Annotated in this window: 16 protein-coding genes; 9 read left to right on the top strand and 7 right to left on the bottom strand. The window is 65.3% G+C overall.

All coding sequences use genetic code 11. The features are described from left to right. Window positions 1-485 (top strand): FGGY-family carbohydrate kinase (locus E3T24_RS13735; RefSeq protein ID WP_241978706.1); only part of this gene is annotated, 485 nt, incomplete at its 5' end. 8 nt (window positions 486-493) lie between these two features. Here the strand turns inward: E3T24_RS13735 and trpD are convergent. Beyond that, window positions 494-1,546, bottom strand: a complete 1,053-nt coding sequence (gene trpD / locus E3T24_RS13730) for an anthranilate phosphoribosyltransferase (RefSeq protein WP_134364865.1) — start codon at window positions 1,544-1,546, stop codon at window positions 494-496. 144 nt (window positions 1,547-1,690) lie between these two features. Between trpD and E3T24_RS13725 the strand changes: the two genes are divergently transcribed. The 5 genes from E3T24_RS13725 (at window position 1,691) to E3T24_RS13705 (ending at window position 6,773) form a co-directional block, all read left to right on the top strand. Then, window positions 1,691-2,320, top strand: coding sequence for a heme-copper oxidase subunit III (locus E3T24_RS13725; protein ID WP_174235661.1), 630 nt, complete (start codon window positions 1,691-1,693; stop codon window positions 2,318-2,320). Window positions 2,321-2,342: 22 nt separating this feature from the next. Next, window positions 2,343-3,155 carry a cytochrome c gene (locus tag E3T24_RS13720; RefSeq protein ID WP_134364867.1) on the top strand — a complete coding sequence of 271 codons (813 nt, stop codon included), beginning with the start codon at window positions 2,343-2,345 and terminating at the stop codon, window positions 3,153-3,155. Window positions 3,156-3,212: 57 nt separating this feature from the next. Next, the gene (locus tag E3T24_RS13715) at window positions 3,213-4,286 is read left to right on the top strand and encodes a ubiquinol-cytochrome c reductase iron-sulfur subunit (RefSeq protein ID WP_134364868.1); all 1,074 of its coding nucleotides are present in this window, start codon (window positions 3,213-3,215) and stop codon (window positions 4,284-4,286) included. Between the two features lie 23 nt (window positions 4,287-4,309). Then, window positions 4,310-5,902, top strand: coding sequence for a ubiquinol-cytochrome c reductase cytochrome b subunit (locus E3T24_RS13710; protein ID WP_134364927.1), 1,593 nt, complete (start codon window positions 4,310-4,312; stop codon window positions 5,900-5,902). A 139-nt stretch (window positions 5,903-6,041) separates the two neighbouring features. Beyond that, a complete protein-coding gene (locus E3T24_RS13705) occupies window positions 6,042-6,773 on the top strand; it encodes a methyltransferase domain-containing protein (RefSeq protein WP_160140998.1) in 732 nt (243 codons plus the stop codon). Between the two features lie 240 nt (window positions 6,774-7,013). Here the strand turns inward: E3T24_RS13705 and E3T24_RS13700 are convergent, their stop codons facing one another. From E3T24_RS13700 to E3T24_RS13680, 5 genes are all read right to left on the bottom strand, one after another. Beyond that, complete coding sequence (locus tag E3T24_RS13700) at window positions 7,014-7,436, bottom strand: cytochrome c oxidase subunit 4 (RefSeq protein WP_134364870.1); 423 nt, start codon at window positions 7,434-7,436, stop codon at window positions 7,014-7,016. Next, entirely contained in the window at window positions 7,436-9,163 is a 1,728-nt protein-coding gene (ctaD, locus tag E3T24_RS13695) for a cytochrome c oxidase subunit I (RefSeq protein WP_134364871.1), read from the bottom strand. Before ctaD ends, E3T24_RS13700 begins: the two co-directional genes overlap by 1 nt. A gap of 3 nt (window positions 9,164-9,166) precedes the next feature. Further along, on the bottom strand, window positions 9,167-10,054 hold the full coding sequence (gene coxB / locus E3T24_RS13690) for a cytochrome c oxidase subunit II (protein ID WP_134364872.1): 888 nt from the start codon (window positions 10,052-10,054) through the stop codon (window positions 9,167-9,169). A gap of 160 nt (window positions 10,055-10,214) precedes the next feature. After that, window positions 10,215-10,571, bottom strand: coding sequence for an iron-sulfur cluster insertion protein ErpA (erpA, locus tag E3T24_RS13685; protein WP_134364873.1), 357 nt, complete (start codon window positions 10,569-10,571; stop codon window positions 10,215-10,217). A 127-nt stretch (window positions 10,572-10,698) separates the two neighbouring features. After that, a complete protein-coding gene (locus E3T24_RS13680) occupies window positions 10,699-12,120 on the bottom strand; it encodes a dipeptidase (RefSeq protein ID WP_134364874.1) in 1,422 nt (473 codons plus the stop codon). Between the two features lie 73 nt (window positions 12,121-12,193). Between E3T24_RS13680 and E3T24_RS13675 the strand changes: the two genes are divergently transcribed. Beyond that, on the top strand, window positions 12,194-12,754 hold the full coding sequence (locus E3T24_RS13675; protein WP_134364928.1) for a DUF3043 domain-containing protein: 561 nt from the start codon (window positions 12,194-12,196) through the stop codon (window positions 12,752-12,754). Window positions 12,755-12,762: 8 nt separating this feature from the next. Here the strand turns inward: E3T24_RS13675 and E3T24_RS13670 are convergent, their stop codons facing one another. After that, a complete protein-coding gene (locus E3T24_RS13670) occupies window positions 12,763-13,908 on the bottom strand; it encodes a nucleotide pyrophosphatase/phosphodiesterase family protein (RefSeq protein ID WP_134364875.1) in 1,146 nt (381 codons plus the stop codon). Window positions 13,909-13,999: 91 nt separating this feature from the next. Between E3T24_RS13670 and E3T24_RS13665 the strand changes: the two genes are divergently transcribed. After that, entirely contained in the window at window positions 14,000-16,474 is a 2,475-nt protein-coding gene (locus E3T24_RS13665; RefSeq protein ID WP_134364876.1) for a DNA topoisomerase IV subunit A, read from the top strand. A 94-nt stretch (window positions 16,475-16,568) separates the two neighbouring features. Next, a complete protein-coding gene (locus E3T24_RS13660) occupies window positions 16,569-17,276 on the top strand; it encodes an SDR family NAD(P)-dependent oxidoreductase (RefSeq protein ID WP_134364877.1) in 708 nt (235 codons plus the stop codon). Window positions 17,277-17,303 lie beyond the last annotated feature (27 nt).

Here is a 17,303-nt window from a genome sequence, read left to right as displayed (position 1 = left end):
CCTACTTCGTTCCCGCCTTCTCCGGCCTGTTCGCGCCGTACTGGCGTGCGGATGCCCGCGGCGCACTGGTCGGACTGACCCGGTACGTGAACAAGGGCCACATCGCGCGCGCGGCCCTGGAAGCCACGGCCTTCCAGACCAGGGAAGTCCTCGATGCGGTCAATGCCGACTCCGGCGTGCCCCTGGCTGAGCTGAAGGTCGACGGCGGGATGATCGCGAACAACCTCCTGATGCAGTTCCAGGCCGATATCATCGGAGTGCCGGTGGTGCGCCCGGTCGTTGCCGAGACGACTGCCCTCGGCGCCGCTTACGCGGCCGGGCTGGCGGTCGGCTTCTGGAGCGACCTCGACGAGCTCCGGTCCCACTGGCAGGAAGACAGCCGCTGGACGCCGAGCATGTCCGAAGAAGAGCGCGGCCGTCAGCTCCGCAACTGGAAGAAGGCGGTCACCAAGACCTTCGGCTGGGTCGACGAGGACGTCGTCTAGAGCCCGGTTCAGGCCTGGCTGGACGCGACCCAGGCGGCGAGTTTGGCCGTGGCCGCCCCGGAGTCGACAGACTCCGCGGCCACGGCCATTTTCGTGCGGAACCGGTCGAGGATATTGACCTGCGCCTGTGCGGGATCGTTCGCGAGATCGAAGGCCACCAGGCCGGCTGCCGCGTTCAGCAAGACGATTTCCCGCACCGCATCGTCCTGGCCGGCCAGCATCGAGTGCACGACGGCGGCGTTGTGCTCCGCATCACCGCCCACGAGCTCACTCATCCTGGCCCGACGAAGGCCCAAATCGCGCGGATCGATGTCGTGCTCCGTCACGAGGCCCCTCGATACTTCCCACACGTGGCTGTGACCCGTCGTGGTGAGCTCATCGAGACCGTCGTCCCCGCGGAAGACGAGCGCCGTCGCGCCTCGAGTTTGAAACACGCCGACGATGAGCGGAACCCGGTCGAGGGCGGCGACGCCGACCGCAGACGCTTCCGGTCGAGCCGGATTGCAGAGCGGACCGAGATAGTTGAACACGGTCGGAATGCCCAGTTCTCGGCGGGCAACCGCAGCGTGACGGAAACCTGGGTGAAAGCCTGCCGCATATGCGAACGTGATCCCGGCCGTTTCCAGCGTCTCGGCCACCTTCTCCGCGGACATGGTCAGATCGATGCCGAGCGCCGACAAGACGTCCGAGGCGCCCGAAGCCGAGCTTGCGGCTCGATTCCCGTGCTTGATCACCGGCACTCCCGCCCCTGCGCACACGATCGACGCCATGGTGGAGATGTTGACGGTGCCGAACCGGTCACCGCCCGTGCCGACGATGTCCAGTGCCATGGGGTTCACCGGTAAGGGCACGGCATAGTCGAGGATCGCGTCCCGGAAACCGACGATTTCATCGACCGTTTCTCCCTTGGCCCGCAAGGCCACCAGAAAGCCGGCCAACTGCGCCGGCGTCGCCTCCCCGAGCATGACCTGTTCCATGCTCCACGCCGCGTCTGACACGCTTAGATCCTCACCGGAGAGCAGCGCGCTGATGACGTTCGGCCAAGACTGAATTTCAAGCATGAATCAATTTTAGCGAGAAGGATCCCCCATGCAGAATTCGGCGATGAGGGCCGGTTTGTTTCGATCCGGTAGTCATTCGAACAAAAGCGCGACAGGCATGCCCGGTTGAGAATATCCGGGGCGGAAATCGGCCATAATGGAACGGTGACGAGCCCCTCAATTTCTTATACGGTCAATGCGCCCGTTGTTAACCGGCCAAACAGCGTGGCTGTTGGCACCATTGTCTGGTTGGGCAGCGAAGTCATGTTCTTCGCCGGGCTCTTTGCCATCTACTTCACTCTGCGATCGACCTCGCCGGAGTTGTGGCAGGCCGAGACCGCGAAGCACGGCTTCACGTTCGCGCTGATCAACACGCTCATTCTGGTGTCGTCCTCCGTGACCTGCCAGTTCGGTGTTTTCGCGGCGGAGCGTCTTCAGTCCAGGTCGACGGGCTGGAAGCCGAGCCAGTGGGGCATGGTCGAGTGGTTCTTCCTCACCTACGCCCTGGGTGCGATCTTCGTTTCCGGCCAGGTGTTCGAGTACGCGACCCTCGTTTCCGAGGGCGTGACGCTGGCCAGCAACGCCTACGGTTCCGCGTTCTACCTCACCACCGGGTTCCACGGCATCCACGTGACCGCAGGTCTCCTCGCGTTCCTGCTCGTCATCGGACGTGCATTTGCCGTCAAGAACTTCGGCCACAAAGAGGCGACCAGCGCGATCGTGGTGTCCTACTACTGGCACTTCGTCGACGTTGTGTGGATCGGTCTCTTCCTCGTCATTTACGTACTTAAATAGAAACTCGGAGTGGACAACACGTATGACCACGTTTAACACCCCCAAGCAGCCCCGAGGCCGCAAGGCCGGGCGCCGCAGTCCACTGGCCAGTGTCGCTCTCATCGCGATCGGCCTCCTCTTCACCGGCGGTGCGTACGCAGCGTTCAGCACGAGCACCGCTAGCGCCGAGACCAACGCCACGTCACAGCAGACGGTCGGCGAGGGCCAGAAGCTCTTCGCCGCCAACTGCGCAACCTGCCACGGACTTGCCGCACAGGGCTCCGGCAGCGGACCCAGCCTGATCGGCGTCGGCGCGGCAGCCGTCGACTTCCAGGTCGGCACCGGTCGCATGCCCATGCAGATGAACGGACCGCAGGCCCAGAAGAAGAAGGTGCAGTTCACGGAGGAGCAGATCGCCTCGCTCGCCGCCTACGTCGCGTCCCTGGCCCCGGGACCGGGTAAGCCGGACGCGAGTCTCCTCGACGCCGAGGGTAACGCTGCCAACGGCGCCGAGCTCTTCCGCATCAACTGCGCCATGTGCCACAACGTCGCCGGCGCCGGTGGGGCCCTGACGGCCGGAAAATACGCCCCGAACCTCAAGGGTGTCACCGAGGCCCACATCTACGAGGCCATGGTCACCGGTCCGCAGAGCATGCCCGTGTTCAACGACATGAACATCTCCCCGGAGAGCAAGCGGGACATCATCACGTACCTCAAGTACCTGGAGAAGACCCCCTCTCCCGGCGGCCTCGCACTCGGCTCTCTCGGACCGGTATCAGAGGGCCTGTTCCTCTGGATCTTCGGCCTCGGCTCGATCGTCGCCCTAACGGTGTGGATCACAGCGAAGTCGAACTGACCGTCGACGCTCACGCATACAACATGTCTCACACAGAACTTCCGATGAAGGAGAATAATGGCCAAGGACGATAACAGCGGGAAGGACCTGACCGCTGCTGACTCGTCGACAGTCGGGCATGAGGGGGCTCCCGCAGGCACCGCCGTAGTCGTTCGCGACGCCGTGGCCAACCCGGGCTTTCCTCCGCACCGCCCACGTGTCACCGACCTCGACCCGAGCGCAGAACGTCAGGCCGAGCGCACTGTCTACACGCTCTTCTACCTGTCGATCGTTGGAAGCGTGTTCGCCATCGTGGCGTACATGGTGTTCCCGATCATCCCGGAAGACCCTGGTTCCGTTCGCCTGAACAACCTGTTCATCGGGCTGGGCCTCACCCTGGCGCTGATGGCCATCGGCATCGGGGCGGTGCACTGGGGCAAGGCGCTGATGTTCGACCATGAGGGCATTGACGAGCGTCATCCCGTCCGAGGAACGGACGAGACCCGCACGCGAGCCGTCGAGATCTTCCACGAGGCCAATGTGGAGTCCGGGATCGGACGCCGCAGCCTCATTCGCAACAGCCTCATCGGCGCGCTGATCGCCTTCCCGCTGCCCGCTGTTGTGCTCTTCCGCGGCCTCGGCCCGATGGACACCAACCCGTCCGCACTTCTCAGCCACACCATGTGGAAGGCGGGCACCCGCCTCGCGATCGACCCGACCGGTACGCCGATCAAGGCTTCCGACGTCACCCTGGGCTCCGCATTCCATGTGATTCCCGAGGGCCTCCAGGACCTCGAGCACGGCAAACTGGAAGAGAAGGGCAAAGCAGCCGTTCTCCTGATGCGCCTCAAGCCCGAAGACCTGAACGAGCTGCCCGAACGCAAGGGCTGGTCGTATGACGGAATCGTGGCCTACTCCAAGATCTGCACGCACGTCGGATGCCCCGTCGCGCTGTACGAGCAGCAGACGCACAACCTGTTGTGTCCGTGCCACCAGTCGCAGTTCGACGTCACCAACCACTGTGAGGTCATCTTCGGGCCGGCCAAACGCCCGCTTCCGCAGCTGCCCATCGCGGTAGACTCAGAGGGCTACCTCATCGCACAGAGCGATTTCACTGAACCCGTCGGACCGAGCTTCTGGGAGCGGCATTGAGTACTGCAACGACGACCACTGAATTGGTCGAGACCAAGAAGTCCGGCGGCCTGACCGGCGCCGCCGCAAACTACATCGACGAGCGCACCAGCATCTCGACGGCGGTCAAGGAATTGGGTCGGAAGATCTTCCCGGACCACTGGTCCTTCCTGCTCGGTGAGGTGGCCCTCTACAGCTTCGTCATCATCCTGTTGTCCGGGTCCTTCCTGACCTTCTTCTTCCACGCCTCCATGACGCCGGTCGAGTACGACGGTTCGTTCATGCCGCTCAAGGGTGTTGAGATGTCCGCGGCGATGGCTTCGTCGCTCGACATCTCCTTCGACATCCGTGGCGGACTGCTCATGCGCCAGGTCCACCACTGGGCGGCCCTGCTCTTCGTGGCGGCTATTGGCCTGCACATGCTGCGCATCTACTTCACGGGTGCCTTCCGCAAGCCCCGTGAGCTGAACTGGATCATCGGGTTCATCCTGTTCATCCTGGCCATGGCGGAAGGATTCACGGGCTATTCCCTCCCCGACGACCTTCTCTCCGGCAACGGTCTGCGCATCATCGACGGAATGGTCAAGGGAATCCCCCTGATCGGCACCTGGATCTCGTTCCTTCTCTTCGGTGGCGAGTTCCCCGGCGAACAGATTGTCGGGCGTCTCTACTCGCTGCATATTCTGCTACTGCCGGCCATCATCGTTGCCTTGATCGCGATGCACCTCCTGTTCGTGGTCGTCCACAAGCACACGCAGTACCCCGGAGCGGGCCGCACCAACCAGAACGTGGTCGGTTACCCGGTACTTCCGGTCTACGCAGCGAAGGCCGGCGGATTCTTCTTCATCGTCTTCGGCGTGGTCATGCTGATGGCGTCGCTGTTCACGATCAACCCGATCTGGAACTACGGCCCGTACGACCCCTCCCCCGTCTCCGCCGGAACGCAGCCTGACTGGTACATCGGATTCGCTGACGGCGCCCTGCGCCTGATTCCGCCGGGACTCGAGTTCGTCTGGCTCGACCGCACCTGGTCGTTCAACATCCTGATCCCGCTGATCAGCCTCGGCCTGTTCATCCTCGTCGTACTGATCTACCCCTTCATCGAAGCGTGGGTGACCGGCGACAAGCGTGAGCACCACATCCTGGACCGCCCTCGGAATGCCCCGACCCGCACCGCCATCGGCGCGGCCGGCGTGACCTTCTACGCCGCCCTGTGGGCAACCGCATCCTCCGACATCATCGCCACGCACTTCTCGGTGACGATGGAGGGTGTCATCCACACGATGCAGTTCCTCGTCCTGGTCGGACCGTTCATCGCCTTCTTCGTGGCCAAGCGCATCTGCCTTGCCCTGCAGAAGAAGGACCGGGAGATCGTCCTGCACGGCTACGAGTCGGGTCGCATCGTACGCCTGCCCGGCGGCGAGTACATCGAGGTGCACCAGCCCGTCGACGAGTACGATCGCTGGAAACTGGTCAGCTACAACGACTACAAGCCCCTGATGATCCGCCCGAACGCCGATGGCAAGATCACCGTTGGGCAGAAGGCGCGCGCCGGACTGTCTCGCTGGTTCTTCGAGGACCGGATTGCACCGGTGAACAATACAGAACTCGAGCAGGCACACGGGGATCACCACTAGGCCCTCCATCACAACAACAGAACGGGCATCGATGTCCCTCCAGACCCTGTCGGAGTGGCTTCGGTGCCCGAACTGTTCTCTCCCCCTTCATCCGGGCGGTGCCCTCGTCCTGAAGTGTGACGCCGGCCATTCCTTCGACGTGAACAAGCGCGGATTCGTTTCCCTCGCCGGCCAGGCACGACGATTGATCGGCGACAGCATCGCGATGGTCGATGCCCGGGACCTGTTCCTGGGCACGGGATGGTACGACCCACTCCGTGACCGAATCGCGGACCGGGTCGCGGCAGAGCACCCCGGCCGTCTCCTCGACATCGGTTGCGGCACCGGCTACTACCTGAGGGGCATTCTGGACCGGGTTCCCGGCATACGTGTCCTGGGCATGGATCTCTCCCCCTCCGCCGTGGGGCGCACGGTCGCCGGTCAGAGCGGCGTTGACGGGTTGGTAGCGGATGTCTGGTCTCCCCTGCCGGTGCGGGACGGGGCAGCCGACGTGCTCCTCAACGTCTTTGCCCCCCGTAATCCTCCCGAGTTCCATCGAATCCTCACGGATGACGGCCTGTTGGCCGTCGTCGTGCCGCAGGAGCGCCACCTGCGTGAGCTCCGGCAGGCCGGGCTGGCCCTGGACGTGCCGTCCAACAAGGTCGCCCACCTCGTCGAGACTCTGGCTCCCTTCTTCCGACTGGAGGCCGCAGAAGACCTGTGCTCGACGCTCAGCCTGGAGCCGATCCAGATCGCAGCTCTAATCGGCATGGGGCCCTCTGCCCACCACACCGATGCAGGCGCTCTAACGGACCAGCTCAGCGCCGTGCAGACGGTGACCGCCGCGTTCCACCTGTTGAGCTTCCGGCGGCTGGCTTACCCGTCGCGATGAGCGCCGCGCGTGCAGCGCCCACCGGTCTGCCGCAGTCAGCGCCAGGCGCCGAGGCCCGAATGTTGCTGGCGCGCCACCACCGAGCTCGCCTGTTCCGGTCGAGTTCGGCAGGTGTGCGGGGCGAAGTCGACCGGAAGTGGCGAACCCGGCGCGGATGCCGTCTCGGGAAAACGCAAAAACGGCGTCCGGGACAGTGTCCCGGACGCCGCCGAATCCCCGTGTGGGAACCCGTGAATAAGATCAACGCGCGAAGTTCCCGCGGTAGTACTCGTAGACCCAACCGACCAGGCAGATGATGCCGATGCCGAGGGCGATGATCGAGATCCAGACCCCGACGGCGAGTCCCATGAAAAGCAGCGCGGCGCTACCTGCGAGCAGGATCGGCCACCAGCTCCAGGGGCTGTAGAAACCAACCTCTGGGTCGCCGTCATCGATGTTCGCGTCGAGACGGTCCTCGGGAAGCTCGCCGCCCTGGGCGCCATGCACTCGGCTGAGATAGAACGCGACGAACGCGACGAACACTGCGCAGAGGCTCAGGACGAAGGTTCCGGCCCACTCCACTCGCCCTTGACTCGGGTCAATGAGACCCCAGACCGTGTACGCGGTCGCAACGACGACGAAGAACCCCGTGAGAATCCACAGCAGGTTGACGTTGGCTCTCATTACTTGACCTTCTTCGATATCGCGTCATACGTGGGCGAGTCCGGAGCATCCTTGCCGGGGCCGATTCCGACGGGCATCGCGACCTCAGGGTGGTTCAGGTCGAACGCCGGACGCTCGGAACGGATGCGCGGAATCGAGGTGAAGTTGTGACGCGGCGGCGGGCAGGACGTGGCCCACTCGAGCGACGCACCGTAGCCCCACGGGTCGTTGACCGTGACGAGCGGCGCCTTGCGAGCGGTGATGTACACGTTCAGGAAGAACGGAATCATCGACACGGCGAGAATGACCGACCCGATCGTCGACACCTGGTTCATCCAGGTGAAACCGTCCTCAGGCGAGTACGACGCGTAGCGACGCGGCATTCCGACGACTCCGAGCCAGTGCTGCACCAGGAACGTGGTGTGGAAACCGATGAACAGGAACCAGAAGTGCCACTTGCCGAGGCTCTCGTTGAGCATCTTGCCGGTCCATTTGGGCCACCAGAAGTAGAACCCGCTGAACATCGCGAAGACCACGGTGCCGAAGATGACGTAGTGGAAGTGGGCGACGACGAAGTAGGTGTCCGAGACGTGGAAGTCGAGCGGGGGCGATGCCAGGATCACTCCGGTGAGGCCACCGAAGGTGAAGGTGACCAGGAAGCCGAGCGCCCAGAGCATCGGGGTCTCGAAGGTCAGTGATCCGCGCCACATCGTGCCGATCCAGTTGAAGATCTTCACCCCGGTCGGGACGGCGATCAGCATCGTCATCAGAGAGAAGAACGGCAGCAGCACAGAGCCTGTGACGTACATGTGGTGGGCCCAGACGGCGACGGACAGCGCGGCGATGGAAATGGTCGCGTAGATCAACGTCTTGTACCCGAAGATCGGTTTGCGGCTGAAGACCGGGAAGACCTCCGAAACGATGCCGAAGAACGGCAGCGCGATGATGTACACCTCGGGGTGCCCGAAGAACCAGAACAGGTGCTGCCACAGGATGGCACCGCCGTTGGCCGGGTCGTAGATGTGCGACAGGAAGATGCGGTCGGACGCGGCAGCCAGAAGGGCGGCAGCGAGAACCGGGAACGCCATCAGGACCAGGATCGAGGTGACCAGCGTGTTCCAGGTGAAGATGGGCATTCGGAACATGGTCATTCCGGGCGCACGCATGGTGATGATCGTGGTGATGAAGTTCACGGCGCCGAGGATGGTTCCGAACCCGCTGAGGCCGAGACCGACCATCCAGAGGTTTCCGCCGACACCCGGTGAGAAGGTCGTGCTGGCGAGCGGCTGGTACGCGAACCAGCCGAAGGACGCCGCCCCCTGCGGGGTGAGGAATCCGCCGACGGCAACGAGGCTGCCGAAGAAGAACGCCCAGAAGGAGAATGCGTTCAAACGAGGGAACGCCACGTCCGGAGCGCCGATCTGAAGCGGCATCAGCGAGTTCGCGAAGCCGAAGAAGAGCGGTGTCGCGAACATGAGCAACATGATCGTGCCGTGCATGGTGAAGAGCTGGTTGTACTGTTCCTTGGTCTGAACGACCTCGAGACCGGGCGCGAAGAGCTGCGCGCGGATGACGAGGGCCATGACGCCGGCCAGACAAAAGTAGACGAAGGAGGTGATCAGGTACATGTACCCGATGACCTTGTGGTCGGTGGACGTGATCCATCTGACCAGGACGTTGCCCTTGCGCTCGACTCCCGTGGGGCGACGAGTGGCGGCCGGCGTTGTGGGAGCAGTGGTTGTACTCATGGCTTAGTTGCCCTCCTGAGCCGTCGGGGCGGATGTGCCCGGAAGATTCGAGTTGCGCTTGTAGTCATTATCGACCTGGCCCTCGTTTCCTGCAGCACGGAGAGAGTCGATGTAGGTGGCGTAGTCGGCCTGGGAGACGACTTCGACCTTGAACAGCATCAACGAGTGGTACTCTCCGCAGAGTTCGGCGCACTTGCCCGAGTAGGTACCGATTCGTTCCGGGATGACCGACATGTAGTTGGTCTTGCCTGGGATCATGTCCTTCTTGTACAGGAAGTCAACGACCCAGAAGGAGTGGATGACGTCGCGGGATTCGAGCGCGAGTTCGATCTTCTGGCCGACGGGAAGGACGAGCGTGGGGATCTCCGATTCGACCAGGGCCCCCTTGGCCCCCTCGAGGTCAGGCTGTCCCTGCACACCGGTCGTGAAGACGTCTTCATTCACGTAGTTGAAGTCCCATGCCCACTGCTTACCGATGACCTCAACCTTGATGTCCGGGGCATCGAAGCGAGCCTCGATCGCAGCCTGGTCCCGCGCGGTGAAGGCGAAGAAACCGACCACCAGGATCAAGGGAACGACCGTGTAGAAGATCTCGATCGGCATGTTGTAGCGCAGCTGCACGGGGAGACCGGTCTGGCCCTTGCGGCGGCGGTAGACGACCACTGCCCAGATGGTCAAGCCCCAGGTGATGAGGCCGACGATCATAAGCACAATCCAGGACGTGGTCCACAGGCCACTGATCCGTTCGGTCTGGTTTGTCACCGCCGGCTGACCTTCTTCGAAGCCGGGGAGGAAGCCGTGAAGCTGGGCTTGAGTGCACCCCGCGAGAACTACGGCCAACGACGCTGCGATCGGAATTGCAGCCCATCGGAGACGATGGTTTTTGCGCACCAGTTACCTTTCGGTGGGACTCGACGACACTCCATTGGAAGTGTTTTATAGGTTCCCAGCCTACTGGGAGGGAGGGCGTGGGTTGTGCAGGAACGCGCCCGCAGAGGTAACAAATTCGCCTCTAGTCACACGATTTGCGAGCCCGTCCCGCGGCCGGGGATCAGCTGAAGGAGTCCCCGCAGGCGCAGCTTCCACCGGCGTTCGGGTTGTCGATCGTGAAACCCTGTTTCTGAATCGTGTCCTCGAAATCGATGGACGCGCCATCCAGGTACGGCACGCTCATCTTGTCGACGACGACCTCGACGCCGTCGAAGTCGACGAGGGCGTCGCCTTCGAGGACCCGTTCGTCGAAGTAGAGCTGGTAGATGAGTCCCGAGCAGCCGCCGGGCTGCACCGCAACGCGCAGGCGTAGATCCTCACGGCCTTCCTGGGCCAGGAGGCTCCTCACCTTCGCGGCCGCGGTCGCGCTGAGACCCACGCCGTGGGCCGCCGTACTGGTGCTGAGTGTGTCGGTCATGGTGCTCCTCGTTGCTTTCTCGCTGCTGGTCAGCGGGCCAGATTCCCGTTGTTTCTCACCGAGATTCTACCGAGGGAAACCGATAAGTCTTCCCCGGCATTCCCGAAATTTCCGCGGCCGGGCAGGTTCAGTCGACTGAACGGTCATTCAGCCGTCCGAGCAGGAAGGCCTCACTGAGGATCGCCCGCTTGAGCACGCCCAGATGAAGGGACTCGTTCGGGCTGTGCGCCCGTGAATCGGGGTCCTCGACGCCGGTCACGAGAATTTGGGCCTCGGGGAAGACTCGCACGAGATCGGCGATGAACGGGATGGATCCGCCCACTCCGATGTCCACCGGTTCGACTCCCCAGGCTTCGGCCATGGCGCTCCGGGTCTCGGTGACGGCCCAGCCGCCGGTGTCGACCAGGAAGGCCTCCCCCGTGTCGACATCATCGATGTCGACACGGGCACCGAACGGCGCGTGGGCTCTGAGGTGCGCTTCCAACGCCACCAGGGCCTCCTGGGCCGGCTGTCCGGGGGCGACCCGGGTGCTGATCCGGACGGAGACGGCGGGAGAGAGCGTATTTGAGGCGTTGGCCACCGAGGGAGCATCGATCCCGGTGATGGTGATCGCCGGCTGCGACCAGATCCGGCTGAGCACGGATCCGTGGCCGATCGGCTCGACGCCCGCGCTGAGACCGGTTTCCCGTCGCAATTGCTCGACCGGGTAGTCCGGGGTGGGTGCATCGTGGCTGGTGAGTCCGGCGACAGCCACGGACCCGTCGTCGGCGTAGAGGGTGGAGAGAAGGCGGACGGTGGCCATCATGGCATCCGGCACCGCTCCCCCGAACATGCCGGAGTGGGAGGCGTGGTCGAGGGTGCGCACGGTCAGCCGGAAGGTGACGTTGCCGCGCAGCGCGGTGGTCAGCGCCGGCGTGTTGATGTCCCAGTTGCTCGAGTCGGCGACGACGATCGCGTCCGCGCGCAGGGAGTCGCGATTCTCCTCGAGGAAGGTGGCGAACGAACGGCTGCCGAACTCCTCCTCGCCCTCGATGAAGACAGCGAGTCCGAGATCGAACTCCGGCCCCTCTGCTTCAACCAGCGCGCGAATCGCGGCGATGTGTGCCAGCACGCCCGCCTTGTCGTCCGCGGCGCCGCGGCCGTACAGGCGGTCCCCGCGCACCGTCGGCTCGAACGGGTTCGACTCCCAGTCGGCGTCCTGCCCGGGAGGCTGCACGTCGTGGTGGGCATACAGAAGAACGGTCGGGCGCCCGTTGCGGGCTGCGCGGGTGGCCAGAACAGCCGGATGTCCCAGGCCGGATCCCCCGGGGATGCCGGCCCTCTTGACCTGGACCGACTCGAAGACCCCGGTGTCACGGACGAGGGCGGCGACGGCGTTCGCGCTGGCAGTTACCTGTGCAGCGTCGAAAGCGTCCCAGGATACCGAGGGGATCCGGACGAGGGCACACAGGTCAGCGATGGTCGTGGGCAGGCCACGCTCAACGGCGGTGCGAAGCGCCGAGGCGCCCGGGGAGGTTGCCGCGGGCTCTGTTTCTCGAATATCGGTCATCAGGTAATCTTAAGCCAATCGATTGCAAGGAACTGATGTGGCTAAGCCTGTGAACCCAGACGCACAACCATCCATGGAGACCCCGGACGAGACGCGAGCCCGCCTCGCTGCCGGCCAGTCCGCCGGCAAGGGGCAGGCGACGCCCAGCCGGAAGCAGCAAGAGGCGTTGAACCGACGCCCGCTGGTTCCGGACGACCGTAAGCTCGCGGCCAAGCAGGCCAGGGGCAAGGCGGCCGAGACACGGGACCGGGCCAGGGTCGGCATGGCTGCCGGCGACGAGAAGTACCTCCCGGTTCGCGAACGCGGCCCGCAGAAGCGCTTCGCGCGCGATTATGTTGACGCCCGCTTCAACGTGGGCGAATTCATGATCCCGGTGATGTTCCTCGTGATCCTCCTGACCTTCTTCCCTGACCCGTCGGTGCAGACCTATGGCATTCTCGCGCTCTGGGCCTTCTTCCTGGTCGCCGTGGTCGACTCGGTCATCCTCGGCTTCACACTCACCCGCAAGGTGAAGGCCAAGTTCGGCGAAGCCAAAGCGGAGCGCATCCGCTGGTATGCCGCGATGCGGGCGTTGCAGCTGCGCCCCATGCGTCTGCCCAAGCCCCAGGTCAAGCGCGGCCAGTACCCGTCCTGACCGCTCGGTCAGTTCGAGAAGGCCCCTGACCTGATCAGGGGCACGCGGAGTTCCTCGTCGGTCAGCGATCCGTGCTGGCCGACCATCGAGCGCGCGGACTGATTCGATTCGCGGGAATCGTAGTAGGCCACGAGTTTGCGCGCGGCCACGATCACATCCCCGATGCGGGGGCGCACCTCCGCCGCGATCTCCCCGAACAGTCCGGCCCGGATGGCGTCCTCTCTCGTGAACACCCACGCTCGCGCCCCCTCCACGTCGGACCAGGCGTCGGCGAGAGCCTGCGCGGAATCGCCGCCGAGCCCCGGTTCGAGATAGAGCTGGACACAGCGCGGGTCGCCCCCGATATGACGAACGTTCGCGACCAGCTCCGGCACGGTGTCGAAGAGCACCTGCCGGGTGGAGGGGACGTCGACGATGCCGTGGTCGGCCGTGACCAGAAGGCCTTCGTCGGCGCGGAGCCCCCCGGCGAAGCGCGCGAGGGCGCCATCGAGCGTTTCGAGCTCGGCCAGCCACCTGGCCGACTCCCAGCCCTGGGCATGGGCCGCCACATCGAGCTCGGGAACATACAGGTAGACCAGGGCGCGCGGCTCCGTGTCGAGCAGGTGCCGGGCCGCTGCGAATCGGTCAGCAAGGCTCTCCGCGGAGACGTAGCGGGCCCCGCGCAGCACGGCCTGGGTGAACCCCGATGCGGCGTAGCGCCTGGGGCCGATTGCGAAGCCGGGCACGCCGGCATCCGTGGCCTGCTGGAAGACGGTTCGTTGACGTTGCCAGATTTCGGGCTGCATTCCCGCGTCCCAGCCCGTGAGCTGATTGACGACGCGGTCGCGCTCGGCGTCGAACACCCGGTAGCCCACGAGGCCGTGCTGACCGGGCGGAACCCCGGTGGTGAGGGTCGCAATCCCCGCGGCGGTGGTCGACGGGAAGACACCGTCGACCACGCTGGTCTTCGTCAGCAGCGAGTTCAGGAACCGGGCATGGCCGGCCCGGGCGCGCAGCGAGCTGACACCGAGCCCGTCAGCGAGCACCACGACCGCTTTCGAGGCCGGGCCGAGGCCCAGCGGGTTCGGCCGGCCCAGAACGGATGACAGCGAACTTGCGAGAACGTCGGCAAGGCGCAGAGGGCTGAATTGGCGGGCCGGTAGCATGGATGGCATCGCGCCAAGTCTGACATAGACGTGGCCGGATCGATCCAGCGCCTACCCGCCAGCGCGTGTCCCGCAACGCGCGCCTCAGCAGAATCCACGAATGAGCCGCTCAGACAGCACCACACCCGCCGCCTTCACCGAGCGCATCGAGGACGTCGATGTCTCCACCGAGATGCAGGGATCCTTCCTCGAGTACGCGTACTCGGTCATCTATTCGCGGGCGCTCCCCGATGCCAGGGACGGACTGAAGCCCGTCCAGCGCCGCATCCTGTACCAGATGAGCGAGATGGGGCTGCGTCCCGACCGCGGACACGTCAAATCCGCCCGCGTCGTCGGCGAGGTGATGGGAAAGCTTCACCCGCACGGCGACACGGCCATCTATGACGCCCTGGTGCGGATGGCGCAGGCATTCACCCTGCGGGTTCCGCTCATCGACGGCCACGGCAACTTCGGCTCCCTGGACGACGGCCCGGCCGCGCCCCGCTACACGGAAGCCCGCCTCGCCGCGCCGGCGCTGGCCATGACTGAGAACCTCGACGAGGACGTCGTTGACTTCGTGCCCAACTACGACAACCAGCTCACCCAGCCCGATGTGCTGCCGGCGGCGTACCCGAACTTGCTGGTGAACGGTGCGAGCGGCATCGCCGTGGGCATGGCCACGAACATGGCCCCGCACAACCTGATCGAGGTCGTCGGAGCCGCCCGCCACCTGCTGGCCCACCCCAATGCCACCCTCGAGGACCTGATGGAGTTCGTCCCCGGCCCCGACCTCCCCACCGGCGGAACCATTGTCGGCCTCGCCGGCATCAAGGATGCCTACGCGACCGGCCGCGGCAGCTTCAAGACCCGGGCGCGCGTATCCGTTGAAGCCATCACGGCACGGAAGGCTGGGCTCGTCGTCACGGAGCTCCCCTACCTGGTCGGTCCCGAGCGAGTGATCGAGAAGATCAAAGACGGGGTCAACTCCAAGAAGCTGAGCGGCATCTCCGATGTCACGGACCTCACCGACCGCACCAAGGGCCTGCGCCTGGTGATCGGGATCAAGACCGGGTTCAGCCCCGAGGCTGTGCTCGAGCAGCTGTACCGGGTCACCCCGCTCGAGGACTCCTTCAACATCAACGCCGTGGCGCTCGTCGACGGCGGGCCGCAGACCCTGGGCCTGCGTGAACTGCTGCTCGTCTACATCGGGCACCGGATCGAGGTCGTCACCCGGCGCTCCGCCTACCGGCTGGCGCGGAGGAAAGAGCGCTTGCACCTCGTGGAGGGGCTCCTCGTCGCCATTCTCGACATCGACGAGGTCATTCAGGTCATCCGCGCCAGCGAGGACAGTGAACAGGCTCGCACCCGGCTGATCGACGTCTTCGATCTGAGCCAGGTGCAGGCCGAGTACATCCTCGAGCTGCGCCTGCGGCGGCTGACCCGGTTCTCGTTGATCGAACTGGAAGCCGAGCGCGACCAGTTGCTGGCCGAGATCACGGCCCTGGAGAAACTGCTGGGCAGCAAACCGGCCATCCGCTCACTGGTCTCCGACGAACTGGCCTCGGTGGCGGAGCGGTTCGGCACCCCGCGCCGCACGCTGCTCACGGAGGCGAAACCGAGCATCGCCGGGGCCGCCGCCAAGCGCCAGGCCGCCATCCTCGAGGTCACGGACAGCCCGACCCGCGTGTACCTGAGCGCCACCGGCCGGATTGCCCGGGTGGATCGTCCGCTCGACGACGCAGCGCTGCCGGATCGGATCACGCCCGCCCAGCGCCGCAGCAAACACGATGCCGTGCTGTCCACGTTGGACACAACCAGCAGAACCGAGATCGGCGCGGTCACCAGTCGTGGGCGGCTGATCCGCTTCTCCCCCGTCGACCTGCCCGTCATGCCCGCGTCGTCCATCCAGCTCGCGGCCGGGGTCAAGGTCAGCGACTACCTGGCCCTGCCCAACCGCGGCGAGTCGGTTCTGGCGCTGGTCTCCCTCGACTCCGATCGATCTATCGCCCTCGGAACCCGGCTCGGAACCGTCAAGCGGGTCACGGTGAATGACTGGGCGAACAAGCCCGACTTCGAGATCATCGCCCTGAAGCCCACAGACGTGGTCGTCGGCGCCGTGCAGGGCTCGGAGGATGACGAACTGGTCTTCATCGCCTCCGATTCACAGCTGCTGCGCTTCCCTGCAAGCACCGTGCGGCCCCAGGGACGAACCGCGGGCGGAATGGCCGGCATCAAACTGGCCGCGGATGTCCACGTTGTCTTCTTCACCAGCCTGTCCCCGCAGACCATTGCCACGGCCGTCGTCGCCACGGTCGCCACCGGAAGCCACACTCTCCCGGGCACGGATCCCGGAAGCGCCAAGGTCTCGGACTTCTCCGAGTACCCCGCTAAGGGGCGTGCGACGAGCGGGGTGCGCTCCCAAAGGTTCCTGAAGGGCGAAGACACGATCTCCGTCGCCTGGGTCGGGCCGCTCCCGGCCCGGGCGGTCGGGCCCGACGGTTCTCCGCGCGTCCTCCCCGATTCCGGATCACGACGCGACGCGTCGGGGGCCATGCTCGATTCGGTGATCGGCGCGATCGGGGCCCGGATCGCCTGAGAGTCGTCGTCGCCGTGGTCGTTGTCGGCGCCGGCCCTGCCCCGGTCTCTCCCGCGCCGTTCTGGCGCAGAAGATGCTGGGTTAGGGTGACGGAATGACTCTCATCTCGGATTCGGCCATTCTCGTTGTCGGTGCCTCCGGCGGACTCGGCCGGGAGATCGCCCGGCTGCTCAACGCGGGCGGAGCCCGTCTCATCCTGACCGGTCGCGACCGCACGAAACTGGCGGCGCTCGGCATCCACGGAACCGTGCTCGAGGCCGATCTCTCCGATCCGGCGGCGATCGTCGGCCTCGTCGCCGACGCCGTCGGCGTGCACGGTCGCCTTGACGGTATCGTGAACGCGTCCGGCGTGGTCGCGTTCGGCCCGGCCACGGAGGTGAGCGATGAAACGCTGGCGGAGCTGTTCGCCGTCAACACCCTGGCGCCGATCCGCCTGCTTCGAGCGGCGCGCGCGGCGTTGACCGATTCGGCCGAGCAGGGCCGCGAACCGTTCGTGCTCACCCTCAGCGGGGTCGTGAGCGAGAGCCCGACCGCCAACCTGGCCGCGTACTCCGCCTCGAAGGCCGGCTTGGCCGCCTTCGGCCAGGCCGCCGCCCGGGAACTGCGGCGCAGCGGCATCCGGATCGTTGATGCCCGACCGGGCCATACCGAGACGGCCCTGTCCACGCACCCGATTTCCGGGACGGCACCCCGCCTTCCCTCCGGCTACCCGCCGGCCGCCGTCGCGCAGCGTCTGGTCGACGCCATCATCGGCGGCGAACGAGATCTGCCGAGCACGGCCTTCCAGCTGAAGGACGCCTGACCCCCCGCTCGGCGTTGCCCGCCAGCC

It is taken from the genome of Cryobacterium sp. TmT2-59 (assembly GCF_004403545.1).
Taxonomy (GTDB): domain Bacteria; phylum Actinomycetota; class Actinomycetes; order Actinomycetales; family Microbacteriaceae; genus Cryobacterium; species Cryobacterium shii.
This window is presented reverse-complemented; position numbering and strand designations above follow the sequence as displayed.